This window comes from Paraburkholderia sediminicola, from assembly GCF_046026895.1.
Classification (GTDB): Bacteria; Pseudomonadota; Gammaproteobacteria; order Burkholderiales; family Burkholderiaceae; genus Paraburkholderia; species Paraburkholderia sediminicola_C.
Genome location: NZ_JAQQEU010000017.1, coordinates 96,819 through 113,047, shown reverse-complemented (window position 1 = coordinate 113,047; position 16,229 = coordinate 96,819). Strand labels below are relative to the sequence as shown.

Here is a 16,229-nt window from a genome sequence, read left to right as displayed (position 1 = left end):
GATTGCGGTATGTTCTCTACCGCCACCCGCGTTTTCGTGAGCCGCCCATGCCTTTGAACGCTTCCTCGCACCGCCGCAGCCGCTGTGCCCAACGGGTCCGACTGCTCGCCACCCTGCCCTTCATCGTCCTGGGATTGCAAAGTTGCGCCGCCCCGAACGCCGACGTCGATGCGCACGCTGGACCGTATCAGGTCGAGATCCGCCGCACCGCGCTCGGCATTCCGCACGTGAAAGCCGGCGACTGGGGCAGCCTCGGTTACGGCTATGGCTATGTCCAGGCGCAGGACAACCTGTGCACGATGGCCGAGGGCTTCATCACGTATCGCGGCGAACGTTCGCGCTACTTCGGCGCCGACGCGCGCCCCGCTGCCGAATCGACCTTCGGACAGCCCGATAATCTGAACGCCGATTTCTTCTTCCGCTTCATCGCCGACGATGCCGCCGTGTCGCGCTATCGGCAAAGTCAGACCGCCGCGATGCGGGCGCTGATCGACGGCTTCGTGGCAGGCTACAACCGCTATGTGAGCGAGCTGGCGCACGGCGAGTTTCCCGCTGCGCACGCGGCATGCCGCGCGGCGCCGTGGGCCGGGAAGATCAGCAGCGCGGACGTGTACCGGCGTCTTTACGCGGCGAACCTGGCCGGCGGCGCAACGCGCTTCGTCAATGCGATTGCGACCGCCACGCCGCCGGCTGCGGCCGCGCCATCGCCGGATGCCTCGCGCGAACCTGCGGCTGAAGATGAACATGGCGGCAGCAACACGGAACTGGCCGCTAGCACGCCGCTCGATCCCATCGGCGGTCACTCCGGAATCGGCAGCAACGCGCTCGCGTTCGGCGCGGACGCGACCCGCAACGGCAGCGCGCTGTTGCTCGGCAATCCGCACTGGTTCTGGAGCGGCCCGGACCGCCTCTACCAGGCACAACTGACGATCCCCGGCCAGCTCAACGTGAGCGGCGTGTCCTTTCTCGGCATGCCGCTGATCTTGATGGGCTTCAACGAAAACGTCGCGTGGGCGCACACGGTCTCCACCGCGAAGCGCTTCGGCCTCTTCAAGCTGACGCTCGTGCCGGGTTCGCCGACCACCTATCTGGTCGACGGCAAGACCGAAGCGATGACGCCGACGCAAGTGCGGGTCGACGTGCGCGCCGCCGACGGTTCGATCCATACCGTATCGCGCACCTTGTATCGCTCGCGCTTCGGCCCGCTCGTCAATCTCGGCGCGAGGTCGCCCGCGTTGGCGTGGAACGCGCAGCAGGCTTTCGCGCTGCGCGATATCAATGCCGACAACTTCCGCGTGTTCGAAAACTTCCTCGAATGGAGCCAGGCGAATTCGCTCGACGACTTCATCCGCATCCAGAAGAAGAACGCGGCGCTGCCGTGGGTGAACACGCTGGCGATCGGCCGGGGCGATCCGCGCGTGTGGTACGCGGATATCGGCGCGGTGCCGGACGTGCCCGACGAGCTCGCGCAGCGCTGCACGCCGCCGGTCGGCCGGGCGCTCGCGCAGTCGATGCCGGGCGTGCCGTTGCTCGACGGCTCGCGCAGCGAATGCGACTGGCGCGATCAGCCCGGTGCCGCGCAGCCTCGCGCGATGCCGGTCGCGCAGATGCCGGGGCTGCTGCGGCGCGACTATGTCGGCAATTTCAACGGCAGCTACTGGCTCAGCAATCCGGCTGCGCCGTTGACCGGCTATGCGCAGATCATCGGCGCGACGAACACGCCGCAATCGTTGCGCACGCGGCTCGGGCATAGCATCGCCACGCAGTTGCAGAGCGCTCCGCAGGGCGTGTCCGCCGACGCGCTCGGCCACGCCGCGCTCGACAGCCGGTCGATGTCGGCGCTGCTGTTCAGGCAGCCGGTGCTGGAGCGTGTGTGTGGCAGCGGCGGCGACGCGGCGGCTGGTGCGAACGCGGTTGCAGGCACCGCGGCACAAGCGGACGCGGACACGGCTGCGAGCGCCGCACTCAACACCGCCGAAAACACCGCCGAACTACGCCCGGCCTGCAAAGTCCTCGCGGCTTGGGACGGCACCGCTTCCGCCAACGCGATCGGCGCGACGCTGTGGGACGAGCTGTGGCGACGCCTGCTGACGATTCCACCTGCGCAACTGTACGCAGTCCCCTTCGATCCCGCTCATCCTTTGACGACCCCCGCGGGCATCGCGGCCGATCCCGCGAAACTCGCCGCCGCGCTGCACGACGCGATCGCGGCGCTGCAAAAAGCCGGCCTCGCGATCGACGCGCCGCGCAGCGCCGCGCTCTACGTGCAGCGCAATGACGAACGCATCCCGCTGTACGGCGGTTGCGACGCGGCCGGCTACTTCACCGCCGCATGCGCGGCCCATCCGTTCGATACGCGCGCCTATTCGATGAACGTCAACCCGAGCGGCGACACCTACTTGCAGGTCGTGTCGTTCGCCGGCGATCAGGTGCTCGCGCGGACGCTGCTGGCGTCGTCCGAATCGGACGACCCCGCCTCGCCCCATTACGCCGACGCGACGCGCGACTATGCCGCGCAGCGTTGGCTGAGCGTGCCATTTTCCGAGGCGTCGATCGTGCGCGATCCCGCGATGAGCGTGCGCACCCTGAGTTCATCGGACGCGCAACCGGTCAATTGAATCGAGGCTTCCGGCTGGTCAGAGAAATAACGGCACGCTGCGATGAGGCCGCGCTCGTCAGCTTGCCGAGGCCCGCGCCTTCACGCCGAGAATCATCGCGACACCGCACGCCAGCAGCAGCGCGGCGAGTATGTACATGGCACCGTCCATGCTGCCGGTATGCGTGCGGATCTGACCGATGACCCACGGGCTGATCATCCCGCTCGACACGCCGATGCTGCTGATCAGCGCAATCGCACCTGCCGCGCCTGCACCCGAGAAGTAGGTGGATGGCACCGCCCAGAACACCGGATGCGCGGAAAAAATCAGCAACGCGGCAAGCGACAGCAGGCCGAGCATGACCGACAGGCTGTCGAAGTGCAGCGTCATCAGCAGCAGCGTGATCGCCGCGCCGCCGACACACACGGCGAAGTGCCAGCGCCGCTCCGCCTTGCGGTCCGAATGGCGCGCGATCAGAATCACGCCCACCGCGCCGATCGCGTTCGGAATGATCGACAGCAGACTGATGTGCACGACATCCTGAATGCCGAACTCGCGGATCATCAACGGCATCCAGAACAGCAGCATCAACAGCGCGGAGGTGAGCGAGAAATAGATGAACGAGAACAGATAGGTGCTCGGGTCGCGCAGCGCGGCGCCCAGCGAGTGTCCGGCGTGCACGGGCGCGACGCGGGCTTCGGCGGCGAGATCGTCGGCGAGGCGTCGGCGGTCCGTGTCCGACAACCAGGCGGCCTCTTCGGGACGGTCGCAGAGCCAGAACCACGCCATCACGCCGAGCAGCACGGCGGGCGCGCCTTCGATCGCGAACATCCATTGCCAGCCGTGCAGATCGAAGACCCCGGCCATGCCGCGCATGATCCAGCCGGACAGCAGCCCGCCCACCATGCCGGCTACCGCGACGCCCGCATAGAAGATCGACAGCACCGCCGCGCGACGCTTCGCCGGGAACCAGAAGGTCAGATACAACACCACGCCCGGAAAGAACCCCGCTTCGAACACGCCGAGCAGAAAGCGCAGCACATAGAAATGCCGGGCGCTGGCAACGGCGATCATAGCAATCGATGCCGCGCCCCACAACACCATGATCCGCGCGAAGGTGCGGCGCGCGCCGAACTTGCGCAGCAGGAGATTGCTCGGCACTTCGAACAGTACGTAGCCGACGAAGAACAGCACGGCGCCCAGGCTATACATGGCGTCCGTGATGCCGAGATCCTGTTTCATCTGCAACTGCGCGAAACCGATATTGCTGCGGTCCAGAATCGACACGATGTAGCAGATGAACAGGAACGGAACGATGCGCAGCGAAACGCGGCGGTACAGCGTGGCGGCGCTTCCGTCGTCGGCTGGACTGGCGTGGCTGACGGCAAGCGCCGGGGCGGGAGTGGGTGTGGACATCGGGTTGTCTCCTCAATGATGGCCGTCGCATAGCGCGTGACGGCCGATGCGGTGCAGTAAACAAGGACGCTCTGACGGCGTCCTTTCTCTCTTCAGAATTGCTCGGCGGCGGAAGCTTCCGCGCTCGCTGGCGCGGTCCCCGCCGGCGCATTCGCGCCGGGGCAATCGTCCACGCGATCACCGGCAAGCTGCCTGCCCGCGATGTAGCCGAACGTCAGCGCCGGGCCCAGCGTGATGCCGGCACCCGGATAGTTGCCGCCCATGATGCTGGCCATGTCGTTGCCGACGGCGTACAGCCCGGCGATCGGCTGGCCTTGCCGATCCAGAACCCGCGCGGCGCTGTCGGTCGAGAGTCCGGCGAACGTGCCGATGTCGCCGACCACGAGCCGGATCGCGTAATACGGGCCGCGTTCCAGCGGCGCGATGCACGGGTTCGCGCCGTCGTGCATGGCGTCGCCCTGATAGCGGTTGTAGGCCTTGCTGCCTTTGCCGAACTGCGGATCGTCGCCTTCGCGCGCCGTGCGGTTGAAGTTCGCCACCGTCTCTTCGAGCACGGCTGGCGCGATACCCAGCGCTTGCGCCAGCGCACCGATGCTCTCCGCGCGTCGCAGATAACCGCTGCGCAGATGACGGCCGAGCGGCATCGGCGCGGGCGGCACACAGCCGAGGCCATAGGTGCGCAGGGTCCTGTGGTCGCACAGAAGCCAGGCCATGACGCCGGGATCGCCATCGTCCTTGCAGGCTGCGACCATCGCCTGGACGAAGTCGTGATACGAGTCGCTTTCGTTCACGAAGCGCTTGCCGTGGCGGGTCACCGCGATCACGCCGGGTTTGGCGCGGTCGATGAAATGCGGCATCACGCCGTGCGTACCGTCAGCACGTTGCGTCACCGAAGCCGGGACCCATGCGGCGGCATGCGGGATGGTCGGATCGACCCAGCCGCCGACCGCTTCGGCGAGGCGCAGGCCATCGCCAGTATTGCCAGCGGGCGACGGGCTGTAGTGCGCACCGCCATCCGGCGCATGCGGGAACAGTTGCGCGCGCCGCTCGATATCGTGCGGGAAACCGCCGCACGCAAGCACGACGCCGCGCCGCGCGCGAATCTCGACGCGTGCGCCAGCGCGTTCGACGAACGCGCCCGCAACGCGCCCCGCTTCGACGATCAACTCGCGGGCCACGGTCGAGCGCCATACGGGAATCTTCAAGTCGAGCACCGAGCGATAAAGACGCCCGGCCAGCGCGTTGCCATTGGTCAGCGTCATGCCGCGACCGTGGCGCAGCACGTCGAACGCGTAACGCCCCAGCCTGCGCGTGACATAGGCAAACGAACTGAGCGAACGGAACATCCGCATGAAGTGCCAGATTTCCTTGCCCGAGCCGAGCATCATCCCGAACACGGTCAACTCGGGCAGCGGCGGCGCCAGCTCGCGGATGTGCTCGCCGAGTTGCCGCCCGTCGAACGGGCGCGTCACCATCGAACGACCACCCTGGCGGCCGCCCGGCGCTTCCGCGTGATAGTCGGGAAACACGACCGGCATGTCGAACTGCACCTCGGTGTGGTCCGTGAAAAAGCGCACGGCCTGCGGGCCGAAGCACAGAAACGCGTCGACTCGGCGCGCGTCGTAGTGCGTTCCCGCTTCGTGCTGAAGATAGGCGGCGGCCTCGCCCGCCGGCTCGTGGATGCCTTGCGCCGTCGCGAGCGACGTGCCCGGAATCCATAGCCAGCCGCCCGAACGCGCGGTGGTGCCGCCGATGCGCGCTTCCTTTTCGATCATCAGCACGTCCAGTCCGCGCGACGCTGCCGTGATCGCGGCAGCCATGCCCGACGCCCCGGTGCCGATCACCAGAACGTCGCAGGTGAGAGTGTCCGCGGCCATCTTGTCTCCTCGAATGCCTTGTCTCAAGGGCATGCGCAGCTCGCCTCGCCCGCCTGATGCGTGACTTCTGGCGCACTGCTGCAGCGTTGAATCGAGTCTAGGCGCGCATCTGATAATAGTCAATGCGTTTGATATTATCGAAAATCACGACATGCCCGTGGACGGCTGTAGACGGAACAGGCGAAGGCGGGTGCTACAATTCGGCCCGTCCTGCACTCCTCATACCGCTCCCGTGGACGCTAAACCTCGCCGTGGCATCCAGTCGATCGAGATCGGCAGCACCTTGCTGGTCGCGCTCGCGAACCACCTGAAGCCCATGCCGTTGCGCGATCTCGCTCGTGAAGCGGGCATTTCGGTGGGCAAGGCGCATCCGTATCTGGTCAGTTTCGTCAAGGTGGGATTCGTCACGCAGGAGCCCGCCACCGGTCTCTATGCGCTGGGACCGCTCGCGCTGCAGATCGGCCTCGCGAAGCTGTATCAGCTCGACCCGGTGCGCGAGGCGGCGCCGGTGATCAGCGCGCTGGCGGCGTCGACCGAGCAGAGCGTGGCCGTCGCGGTCTGGGGCAACCTCGGGCCGACCATCGTGCAACTGGTCGAGCCGGTGCCGATGCACGTCAACCTGCGCGTGGGTGCGGTGATGTCGGTGCGCAATACGGCGACGGGCCGGCTCTTCGCCAGCTACCTTCCACCGAAGATGCTCGAAAACTTCCTCGCAAGCGACGCGGCGCGGCTCGCATTGCACGAAGACAAAAAACGCTCGAAGAGCGACTTCGATGCCGAGCTGATCGAGAACCGCCGGCGTGGGATCGCGCGTACGATCGGCGATCCGATTCCAGGGATCAACGCGTTCAGCGCGCCGGTATTCGATGCGACGGGCAATATCGTGCTGGCGATCACGGTGATGGGACCCGCGGCGTCGTTCGATTCGAAATGGGATGGAAGCGTCGCGACTGCGTTGCGCGAATCCTGCGAAGGTATATCCCGACACCTGGGCTATGTTGACAATCAAGGCTAGGTAGCGTGTGACTCGCGCATCGTTTTTCATGCGACAGCCGCGAGCCGCTCCGCTATTCCAGATTGTCGGAATCCTGATTAATTTGATTGGGTTTCTGTTCATTCCCCTCAAGCCACAGACCTCATCGCGCAACCGCAATTCGCGCACATTCCTTTCTGATAACAATCACGGTCGGCACCCCGCACGGCGACCATCTGTATTAGACTTTGTTCGCCCGCACCCTCCTTGCATCGCCACGTATTGCAATGGTGCGCGCAAGTTTGACAAGCAAGGCAAACGTTGTAAGATCGACGGGAGTTTTTTCAGCCAGCTTTAAAGCGGCGCGTGAGTTGTTTGCATCAGAGCGCATTACTGCAAAAACGCATTGCGCCTGCATTTCTTCACTTCAGTGAGGCAGCACATAGCTTCGATTGCAATGCGTATTCATGCAATGGCACTGGGACTGCACGCGCGCTATGCGCCGCTCGCAACGGCGCTTCAGAAAATGTCAAATGCCACCGGCCATAAAAACGCCAGACCGGTCTGCCGCTCGTGCTTGCCGCGTGCGGCGACAAGCAGGGTGCGCCGGCCGCGGCCATGCCGCCGGTTCCGGTGCTGGTCGAAACGCTCACCACATCGGCTGTTCCGGATGTCGTCGAACTGCCTGGCAGGATCGAGGCGGTCCGCTCCGCGGAGATTCGCGCACGCGTCGATGGCATCGTCGAACGCACGCTCTATCAGGAAGGCAGAGACCTGCCCGCTGGCGCGCCGCTGTTCCAGATCGATCCGCGAGACTATCGCGCGCAGTTGCAGCAGGCACAGGCCGCGCTTGCGCGAGCCACCTCTTTGCGTGACAACTCGGCCTCGGTGGTGGAACGCTTCAAGCCACTGGTCGGCCGTCACGCGGTCAGCGCGCAGGAATACGACGCCGCGCTCGCGGCCATGCAGCAGGCCGACGCCAGCGTCGCCGATGCGCAGGCGGCCGTCACGCTCGCGAAGCTGCGGCTCGAACGCTGCATCGTCCGCACGCCGATTGCCGGACGCGTGGGCCGCGCGCAAGTCACCGAAGGCGCGCTCGTCAGCGCCGGCGCGGCAACGCTGCTCGCGGAGGTCAATCAGCTCTCGCCGATCAACGCGGTGTTCACGCAGTCGAACACCGCGATGCTCGATGTCGAGCAGCAGATCCAGTCGGGCGCCCGCCAGGCGGTCGACATGAAGCACGTCGAGGTCGAGCTGGTGCTCGCCAACGGCCAACTGTATGGCGAGCGTGGCTTCGTGGACTTCGCCGATCTGGTCGTCGATCCCTCCACCGGCACGCAGACGGTGCGGGCCCAATTCGGCAACCCGTCGCGCACGCTGTTGCCGGGGCAGTTCGTGCGCGGCCGCATCATCGCGGCGGGCAACCTGCAAGGCATCCGGATTCCCGAACGCGCGGTGCAGCTGGATAACGGCGTCGCCAGCGTGGCGCTGGTCGCGGACGACGGCACCGTGGTCCATCGCAACATCGCGCTGGGCGAGCAAGGCGAAGGGCGCTGGACCGTGCGCGATGGGCTCAAGCCCGGCGAGCGTCTGATCGTCGACGGCTGGCAGAAGGTTCAGCCGGGCCAGCGCGTCGATGCGCGCCTCGTGCCAGCCGCACCGCCGGCGCCGGCCTCGGCCACGCGCTGACGGGCGCCCGATGAATCGATTCTTCGTTTCCCGTCCGGTCTTCGCGTGGGTCATCGCACTCTTCACGGTGCTGTTCGGCGGCCTGGCCGTGGCGCTTCTGCCGGTCGAACAGTATCCCGACGTCGCGCCGCCTTCGCTCAGCATTTCTGCAAGCTTCAGCGGTGCCGACGCGCGTACGCTCGAGCGGACCGTGACCTCGATCATCGAAGACGAGATGAACGGCATCGAGAATTTTCTCTACATGTCGTCGGTCAGCCGCTCGAACGGCACCGCGCAGATCACGGTGGTGCTCAAGCCGGGCACCAATCTCGACATCGCGCGCACCCAGGTACAGGACCGTCTGAGCCGGGTCGAGCCGCGCCTGCCGCTAGAAGTCCGACAGGTCGGCGTGCGCGTGACCAAGGCGTCGTCGGGCTTTCTGATGCTGCTGGCGCTGCAGAACGCCGACGGCTCCGCCAACGCGACGGCGATGGGCAACTTCGCGTCCAACAACATCGTCAACGAGTTGCGCCGCATCGACGGGGTCGGCGACGTGCAGCTGTTCGGCTCGTCGTACGCGATGCGGATCTGGCTCGATCCCGGCAAGCTCGCGGGCTTCGGGCTGTCCGCGAGCGAGGTGTTCGCGGCGGTGCAGGAGCAGAACAGCCAGACCGCCGGCGGCGGACTCGGCGACCAGCCCAACGCCGACAACTCCGAATTCACCGCGCAGATCGTCACGCAAAGCCGCTTCTCGACCCCGGAGCAGTTCCGCGAAATCATCGTGCACGCCAATCCGGACGGCTCGACCGTGCGGTTGGGCGACGTCGCGCGGGTCGAGCTCGGCAACGAAAGCTACGGCAACCGGCTCACCGTGAACGGCAAGGAAGCGGCCGGCATCGCGATCCAGCTGGCGAGCGGCGCGAACGCGCTGGCCGTCGCCAACAACGTGCGCCAGCGCATGGCCGAATTGCAGCCGATCTTCCCGCGCGGCGTGACCTGGACCGTGCCGTTCGACACCACGCCGTTCATCACCACGTCCGTGCATGGCGTGATGCGCACGATGATCGAAGCGCTGCTGCTCGTCACCGTGGTGGTGTTCCTGTTCCTGCAAGACTGGCGTGCCACGCTGATTCCGACCCTGGTCGTGCCGGTCGCGCTGATCGGCACGTGCGCGGGGCTCTATCTGTTCGGCCTGTCGATCAACATCCTGTCGCTGTTCGGCATGGTGGTGGCGATCGGCATCCTCAACGACGATGCGATCGTGGTCGTCGAGAACGTCGCGCGGATCATGCGCGAAGAAGGACTCAGCGCGCCGCGCGCGACCGTGAAGGCGGTCGGCCAGATTTCCGGCGCGGTGAGCGCGAGCACGCTGGTGCTGGTCGCGGTGTTCATCCCGATGGCGTTCTTCCCCGGCTCGACGGGCGGCATCTACCGGCAATTCTCGGTCACGCTGGCCGTCTCGATTCTGCTCTCCACGCTGCTTGCGCTCACGCTCGGCGCAGCGTTGTGCGCGGCACTGCTGCGCAACGAAACGACGCAAGGCGCCGCTTCGAGCTCGCGCGCCGCAAAGCTGCTGCACCGCGTGTTCGACGGCTTCAACCGGGGGCTCGGCGCCGGCACCGAGCGCTATATTCGCGGCGTCGACGCGATGCTGCGCGCGCCGCTGCGCTGGCTGCTCGTGTTCGTGATCGCCTGCGTGATCACCGCTTATCTGTTCGTGCGTTTGCCGGGCGGCTTTCTGCCGACCGAGGACCAGGGGCATCTGTTCATCACCTACACCGGCGCGCCGGGTTCCACCGAACAACGCACGCAGCAGGCGATCCGCCAGGTCGAAGCATTCCTGCAAACACAGCCGCAAGTGCGCAACGTCGCATCGGTGACGGGCTTCAGCTTCTTCGGCCAGGGGCAATCGGCGGCGCTGTCCTTCGTCGATCTGAAACCGTGGGACGAGCGCCCCGGCGAGGCGAATTCCGCGAGCGCGCTGGTGCGCCGCGCGAATGGCGCGTTCCGGCAGATTCCCGAGGCGATCATCTTCGCGCTCGATCCACCGGCTATCCCGTCGCTCGGCAACGCAACCGGTTTCACGATGAAGATCCAGGATCGCAGCGGCGTGGGCGGCGAGGCGCTGCAACAGGCCGCGCGGCGCGTGATGATCGAGGCGTCGCAAAGCAGCGTGCTGGCGGGCGTGCGCTCCGAAGGCATGCCGGAGGCGCCGCAACTGTACGTGGAGATCGACCGCATCAAGGCACGCGCCTTGGGCTTGCAGATCGGTCAGGTGAATCAGGCGCTGGCGCTGTCGTTCGGCGCGAACTATGTGAACGACTTCGTGTTCGAAGGCAACGTGCTGCGCGTCATCTTGCAGGCGGACGCCGAGCATCGGATGAGAGCCGAAGACGTGAGCGCGCTGAGGCTTCGCAACAACCGCAACGAGATGGTGCCGTTTTCGGCGTTCAGCCGCGTGCGCTGGATCTCCGGTCCGCAACAGCTCGAACGCTATAACGGCTTTCCGTCCGCGACCTTGTCGGGCCAGGCCGCCGCGGGCCGTTCGAGCGGCGCGGCGATCGCCGAGATGGAGCGCATTGCGTCGCACGTGCTGACCGGCAATTTCACGTACGAATGGACCGGTACGGCCTTCGAGGAGAAACAGGCCGGCGGGCAGATCGGCATGCTGCTCGGACTGTCGCTGGTGGTCGTGTTCCTGCTGCTGGCCGCGTTGTACGAAAGCTGGGCGATTCCGGCCGCGGTGCTGCTGATCATCCCGTTCGGCGTGATCGGCGCAGTGCTGCTGACGATGCTGCGCGGCCTCTCGGCGGACGTCTACTTCAACATCGGGCTCGTGACCATCATCGGGCTCGCGGCGAAGAACGCGATCCTGATCGTCGAGTTCGCGATCAAGGAGGAGTCCGAAGGCAGCGACGCCGTCACCGCCGCGAAGAACGGCGCGCAGCAGCGCCTGCGGCCGATCCTGATGACCAGCGTCACCTTCGTGCTCGGCATGATGCCGCTCGTGCTCGCCACCGGCGCGGGCGCGGCGAGCCGCCGCGCAGTCGGCACCGGCGTGATGGGCAGCATGTTGACCGCGACGCTGTTCGGCGTGTTTTTCACGCCGCTGTTCTACGTGGCCGCGCGCCGCTGGCTGAGCCGCAAGAAACGCAAGAGCGATCAGGACGATCTGGACGAGCCGCCGTTGGCCGCGCGTTCGCCTTCGCCGCCGCCCTCGTCCGCTGGCGGCGAACCAGGCGGAGGACCGCACGATGCGTAAGCGCCTGCTATTCCCGCTCATCTGCTGCGCGCTCGCGGCGTGCAATTTCGCGCCGACCTATCGCCAGCCCGAGTTGCCGATCGCCGAACACTTCGACACGCCGGCCGTGCCCGCCGCGCCGGGCACGCCGGGCGCACCGGGCTCACGTCTTGCGGCCGAGATCGACTGGCAAACCTTTTTCGCCGATCCGCAACTGAAGCTGCTGATTACGACGGCGCTCGAACGCAACCGCGATCTCGCCGCGTCGGTGGCGCGCATCGAACAGGCGCGCGCGTTCTATCGCATCCAGAACGCACAGCGCTTCCCGCAGGTGAACGTGAACGCCGGCGCGACCCGCACCAAGGCGCCGCTCGGCTCGATCGAGCCGGAACTCGGCGATACCGGGCCGTCGATTCAATTCAATCAGTACAACGTTCAGGCGGCGGTGAGTTCGTTCGAGCTGGACTTCTGGGGGCGCGTGCGCAACATGAGCGAAGCCGCGCGCCTCAGATATCTGGCGACCGTCGAGGCGCAGCGCACATTCCGTCTGTCGCTGATCGGCAATGTCGCGGCGAGCTACTATGCGATCCGTTCCGGCGAAGAAGGCACCGAGCTTGCCGAGCGGACGCTCGCGAGCCGCCGGTATGCGCTCGACGTCGCGAAGGATCGGCTGGACGCGGGCGTGACGTCGATGGTCGATTTCGAGCAGGCCGCGATTCTCGTGACCCAGGCGCAGACCCAGTTGGCGGAGCTGCAAAGAACGACCGCGCAGCAGCACAATCAGCTGGAGGTGCTGGTGGGGGGGCCGCTGAAGGATGCGTTGCCGCAGGCGTCGCCGATTGCCGACGCCAGACAGTTCAACGAACTGGACCCCGGGCTGCCGTCCGCGCTGCTCGTCAATCGGCCCGATATTTTGCTGGCCGAGCAGCAGCTGCGCGCCGCGGACGCGGATATCGGCGCGGCGCGCGCCGACTTCTTTCCGCGCATCGCGCTGACGGGGAGTTTCGGTTATGTATCGGCGGAATTGAACGATCTGTTCGTGCCCGGCAGCCAGGCATGGTCGTTCGGCGCCTTGCTTGCCATGCCGATTTTCGATGCGGGTCAACGCCAGGCTCAGCTCGCCCAGGCGCGCGCGCGGCGCGACGAGCTGGTCGCCGATTATCAGCGCACCGTGCAGACGGCTTTTCGTGAGGTGTCCGATGCATTGATCGGCCGGCAGCGCTACAAGGAACAGATTGCCGCGCAGGAACAGGCTGTAGAGGCGCAACGGCAGCTCGCGGAAACCGCCCAGCTGCGTTACGAAAACGGCATTTCGATCTATCTGGAAGTGGTGGATGCGCGGCGCAATCTGTTTGATGCCGAGCAGCAGCTCATTCAGCTTCGCGCGACCGCGCTACAAAACGGTGTGTCGCTTTACGTCGCACTGGGCGGTGGGTCCGATGCGCCGCAAGCGGATGGGAACAAGCAGTCCAACTAAGGCATTGCGCGCATTCCCGCTGCGCGGAGTGCCGTCCGCGATGGCGTCGATATGACGCCAGCCGCTCAGCCCAGCGTCACGTTCACCGACGCTTCTTCACCATCGCGCACCACGGTGACGGAAACGCTGTCGTCCGCCTGCGCAATCAGCTGTCGAAGCTGTTCGACGCCGCGAATCACATGGCCGTCCACTGCCACGATGATGTCGCCAGCCTGAATGCCCGCCGCGGCGGCCGGACCACTTGCCTGCTGCACGACCACGCCGCCCGGCAACGACGCTTCCTGGCGCTCGTCGTCGGTGAGCGGACGCACTGCCACGCCCAGCCGCGGACGCGCCTGCTCCGGCTGCTGCTGCCGCGCGCGCGGCTCAGCGGAGGCGATCTGCGGCGACTGCGCGCCGACCGTGACCGACAGCTTGCGCTCGGCGCCGTTACGCCACACGTTGACCGTCGCGGTGCTGCCCGGCGCGAGTTGCGAAACCTGCGCCATCAGTTCCGTCGTGCTGGCGATCCGCGTGCCGTTCACGCCGACGATCACGTCGCCTTCGCGCAAGCCGGCCGCCTGTGCCGGGCCGCTCGGATCGACCGAGCCGACCAGCGCGCCACGCGTCGAGTCGAGGCCGAGCTGTTTGGCCTGTTCCGCCGAAACCGGCTGCACGCCCACGCCGATGCGGCCGCGGCTCACATGACCGGTTTGCACGAGCTGGTCTTTCACGTGCATTGCCGCGTCGATCGGAATCGCGAACGACAGCCCCTGGAAGCCGCCCGTGCGCGAGTAGATCATCGAGTTGATGCCGATGACTTCGCCGTTCAGATTGAACAGCGGGCCGCCCGAGTTGCCGGGATTGACCGGCACGTCGGTCTGAATGAACGGGATCGGGCTGTCGTCGGACATTTGACGCGCCTTCGCGCTGATGATGCCCGACGTCACCGTGTTGTCGAAACCGTACGGCGAGCCGATCGCCACCACCCATTCGCCGACCTTGCTGTCGGCGGGGTTGCCGATCTTCACGGTCGGCAGATTCGATGCTTCGATCTTCAGCACCGCGACGTCGGAGGTCTTGTCCGTGCCGACCACCCGGGCATGAAATTCACGGCCGTCCATCAGCTTGACGGTGACCCGCTCCGCGCCTTCGACCACGTGGTTGTTGGTCAAAATGTAGCCGTCCTGGCTGATGATGAAGCCCGATCCCAGCGCTTCGCCACCGCGTCCACTCTCGCCGTTTTCGTCGCGGGAAGCGGCCTGCCTGGCGCCGATATGCACGACCGCGGGGCCGGAGCGCGTCACGATGCTGGAGAAATCCGGCGCCGAAGAGCGCGTGCCGGTGATGCCTGACGAAGCGCCGGGCGCGGCGATCTGGCCATGAGCATCACTGACCGACGCATCGGCTTCGCGATGGCTGATCGCATACGTACCGGCGGCCGCGAGCGCGACGCAGACGGCAGCGCTGCCGCGCCAATATTTCTTGATGGTCATAAGTTGGAGACGTTGCGGTGGGTTACGTGAAGGAAGCGTAATGTAGTGGGCCCCACTTAAAGGAAGCTTAAAGCGTTCGCCGGGCTTGAAACCGCTCGACGTGTGCACCTCTTAAGTAATTTCCCCAGGATTGACCTCGATCAAGGGCGTTCTGATAATAGCCATATCGTGGACCCAGTGTCCACAATGCGGACATTTCAAAGAGGATCCCATGCCCGAGGCTAACCATTCCCCCATGACGCCCTATCAGTTGCCGTTCCCGAAGGAAGCGCAGCAGGAGATCGTCGTGCCCTTCGCGATCCCGACCGATGAACGCGTGTGGGTCCCGCAGGCCGAAAACGTGTCGTTTCGTCCGCTGTGCCTGAACGCGTCGCAAGGCTACTGGATGAACCTGCTGCGGGTTCGCAAGTCCGGCGTGCTGAGCCGCCATCGTCATCCGCAAAGCGTGCACGGGATGGTGCTCAAGGGCCGCTGGCGTTATCTGGAGCACGACTGGGAAGCCACCGAAGGCAGCTACGTGTACGAGCCGCCCGGCGAAACTCACACCCTCTACGTGCCCGACGACGTCGAGGAAATGATCACGTACTTCCAGGTGAACGGCGTGATGTTCTATTGCGACCCATACGGCAACTACACCGGCTACGAAGACGTGTTCACCAAGATCGACATGTGCCGCAAGCACTATGCGGCGGTCGGCCTCGGTGAGGACTACGTGGACCAGTTCATCCGATGAGCGCGGCCGCCGGTCTCGCCCAATACGATTTCTCCGGGCGCGTCGCGGTCGTGACGGGCGCGGCCGGCGGCATCGGCCGCGCGGTCTGCGATGCGTTCGCGCGCAACGGCGCTGCGGCGGTCAACTGGGACCGCGTGCCCGGCGCACAGGCCACGCCCTGCACACCGCGCCACTTCGCGGTGGACATCACCCGCCCCGAGTCCATCGAAGCCGCGCTCGCGGCAACACTCGACGCGTACGGCCGCATCGACTACCTGGTGAATAACGCGGGCTTCGCGGGCCCCACGCTGCCGCTCGACGAATACGATCCGCTCGAATGGCAGCGCGTGATCGACGTGAACCTCGTCGGTACCTATCACGTGAGCCGCTTCGTCGTGCCGGTGATGCGGCGCGCCGACGCCGGGCGCATCGTCAACGTCGCGTCGCTGGCCGGCAAGGAAGGCACGCCGAACGCGTCCGCATACAGCGCGGCGAAGGCCGGCGTGATCGCGATGACCAAATCGCTCGGCAAGGAACTGGCGCAGACCGGCATCCTCGTGAATGGGATCGCGCCCGCCGCGGTGGAAACCTCGCTGCTCGCGCAGATGTCGCCGTCACACGTGCAGACGATGATCAGCAAGAGTCCGATGGGACGCCTCGGCACGACGGAAGAAGTCGCGCAGCTGGCCTTGTGGCTTTGTTCGGATTCCTGTTCGTTCAGCACCGGCGCGATTTTCGATCTGTCGGGAGGACGGGCGACATACTGATGCGCCTGAATCGTGGTTGCAGCGTC

The 16,229-nt window shown here is 66.0% G+C and carries 10 protein-coding genes; 7 read left to right on the top strand and 3 right to left on the bottom strand.

Translation table 11 applies throughout. The annotated features are described in order from the left end of the window. Positions 1-47: 47 nt before the first annotated feature. Positions 48-2,618, top strand: a complete 2,571-nt coding sequence (locus PQR02_RS14930; RefSeq protein ID WP_408231838.1) for a penicillin acylase family protein — start codon at positions 48-50, stop codon at positions 2,616-2,618. A 57-nt stretch (positions 2,619-2,675) separates the two neighbouring features. Here PQR02_RS14930 and PQR02_RS14925 read toward each other — a convergent pair whose 3' ends face one another. Both PQR02_RS14925 and PQR02_RS14920 read right to left on the bottom strand, forming a co-directional pair. After that, entirely contained in the window at positions 2,676-4,013 is a 1,338-nt protein-coding gene (locus PQR02_RS14925) for an MFS transporter (protein WP_408231835.1), read from the bottom strand. A gap of 92 nt (positions 4,014-4,105) precedes the next feature. Beyond that, positions 4,106-5,890 (bottom strand): FAD-dependent oxidoreductase, encoded by a 1,785-nt coding sequence (locus PQR02_RS14920; RefSeq protein WP_408231832.1) that lies wholly within the window; start codon positions 5,888-5,890, stop codon positions 4,106-4,108. Between the two features lie 232 nt (positions 5,891-6,122). Between PQR02_RS14920 and PQR02_RS14915 the strand changes: the two genes are divergently transcribed. The 4 genes from PQR02_RS14915 to PQR02_RS14900 all read left to right on the top strand — a co-directional run bounded on the left by PQR02_RS14915 (position 6,123) and on the right by PQR02_RS14900 (position 13,249). After that, a complete protein-coding gene (locus PQR02_RS14915) occupies positions 6,123-6,905 on the top strand; it encodes an IclR family transcriptional regulator (RefSeq protein ID WP_408231829.1) in 783 nt (260 codons plus the stop codon). Between the two features lie 576 nt (positions 6,906-7,481). After that, entirely contained in the window at positions 7,482-8,552 is a 1,071-nt protein-coding gene (locus PQR02_RS14910; RefSeq protein ID WP_408231826.1) for an efflux RND transporter periplasmic adaptor subunit, read from the top strand. Between the two features lie 10 nt (positions 8,553-8,562). Beyond that, positions 8,563-11,793 (top strand): multidrug efflux RND transporter permease subunit, encoded by a 3,231-nt coding sequence (locus PQR02_RS14905; protein WP_408231823.1) that lies wholly within the window; start codon positions 8,563-8,565, stop codon positions 11,791-11,793. Further along, positions 11,786-13,249, top strand: coding sequence for an efflux transporter outer membrane subunit (locus PQR02_RS14900; protein WP_408231820.1), 1,464 nt, complete (start codon positions 11,786-11,788; stop codon positions 13,247-13,249). The genes PQR02_RS14905 and PQR02_RS14900 overlap by 8 nt, the downstream gene beginning before the upstream one ends. 65 nt (positions 13,250-13,314) lie before the next feature. On the opposite strand, the gene PQR02_RS14895 is transcribed toward PQR02_RS14900, so the two are convergent. After that, the gene (locus PQR02_RS14895) at positions 13,315-14,724 is read right to left on the bottom strand and encodes a Do family serine endopeptidase (protein WP_408231817.1); all 1,410 of its coding nucleotides are present in this window, start codon (positions 14,722-14,724) and stop codon (positions 13,315-13,317) included. Between the two features lie 211 nt (positions 14,725-14,935). Here PQR02_RS14895 and PQR02_RS14890 point away from each other — a divergent pair, with 211 nt between their 5' ends. Then, a complete protein-coding gene (locus PQR02_RS14890) occupies positions 14,936-15,457 on the top strand; it encodes a 2,4'-dihydroxyacetophenone dioxygenase family protein (protein WP_149669455.1) in 522 nt (173 codons plus the stop codon). Continuing rightward, positions 15,454-16,203: an SDR family NAD(P)-dependent oxidoreductase gene (locus PQR02_RS14885; protein WP_408231813.1), complete on the top strand. Its 750-nt coding sequence runs from the start codon at positions 15,454-15,456 to the stop codon at positions 16,201-16,203. Before PQR02_RS14890 ends, PQR02_RS14885 begins: the two co-directional genes overlap by 4 nt. Positions 16,204-16,229 lie beyond the last annotated feature (26 nt).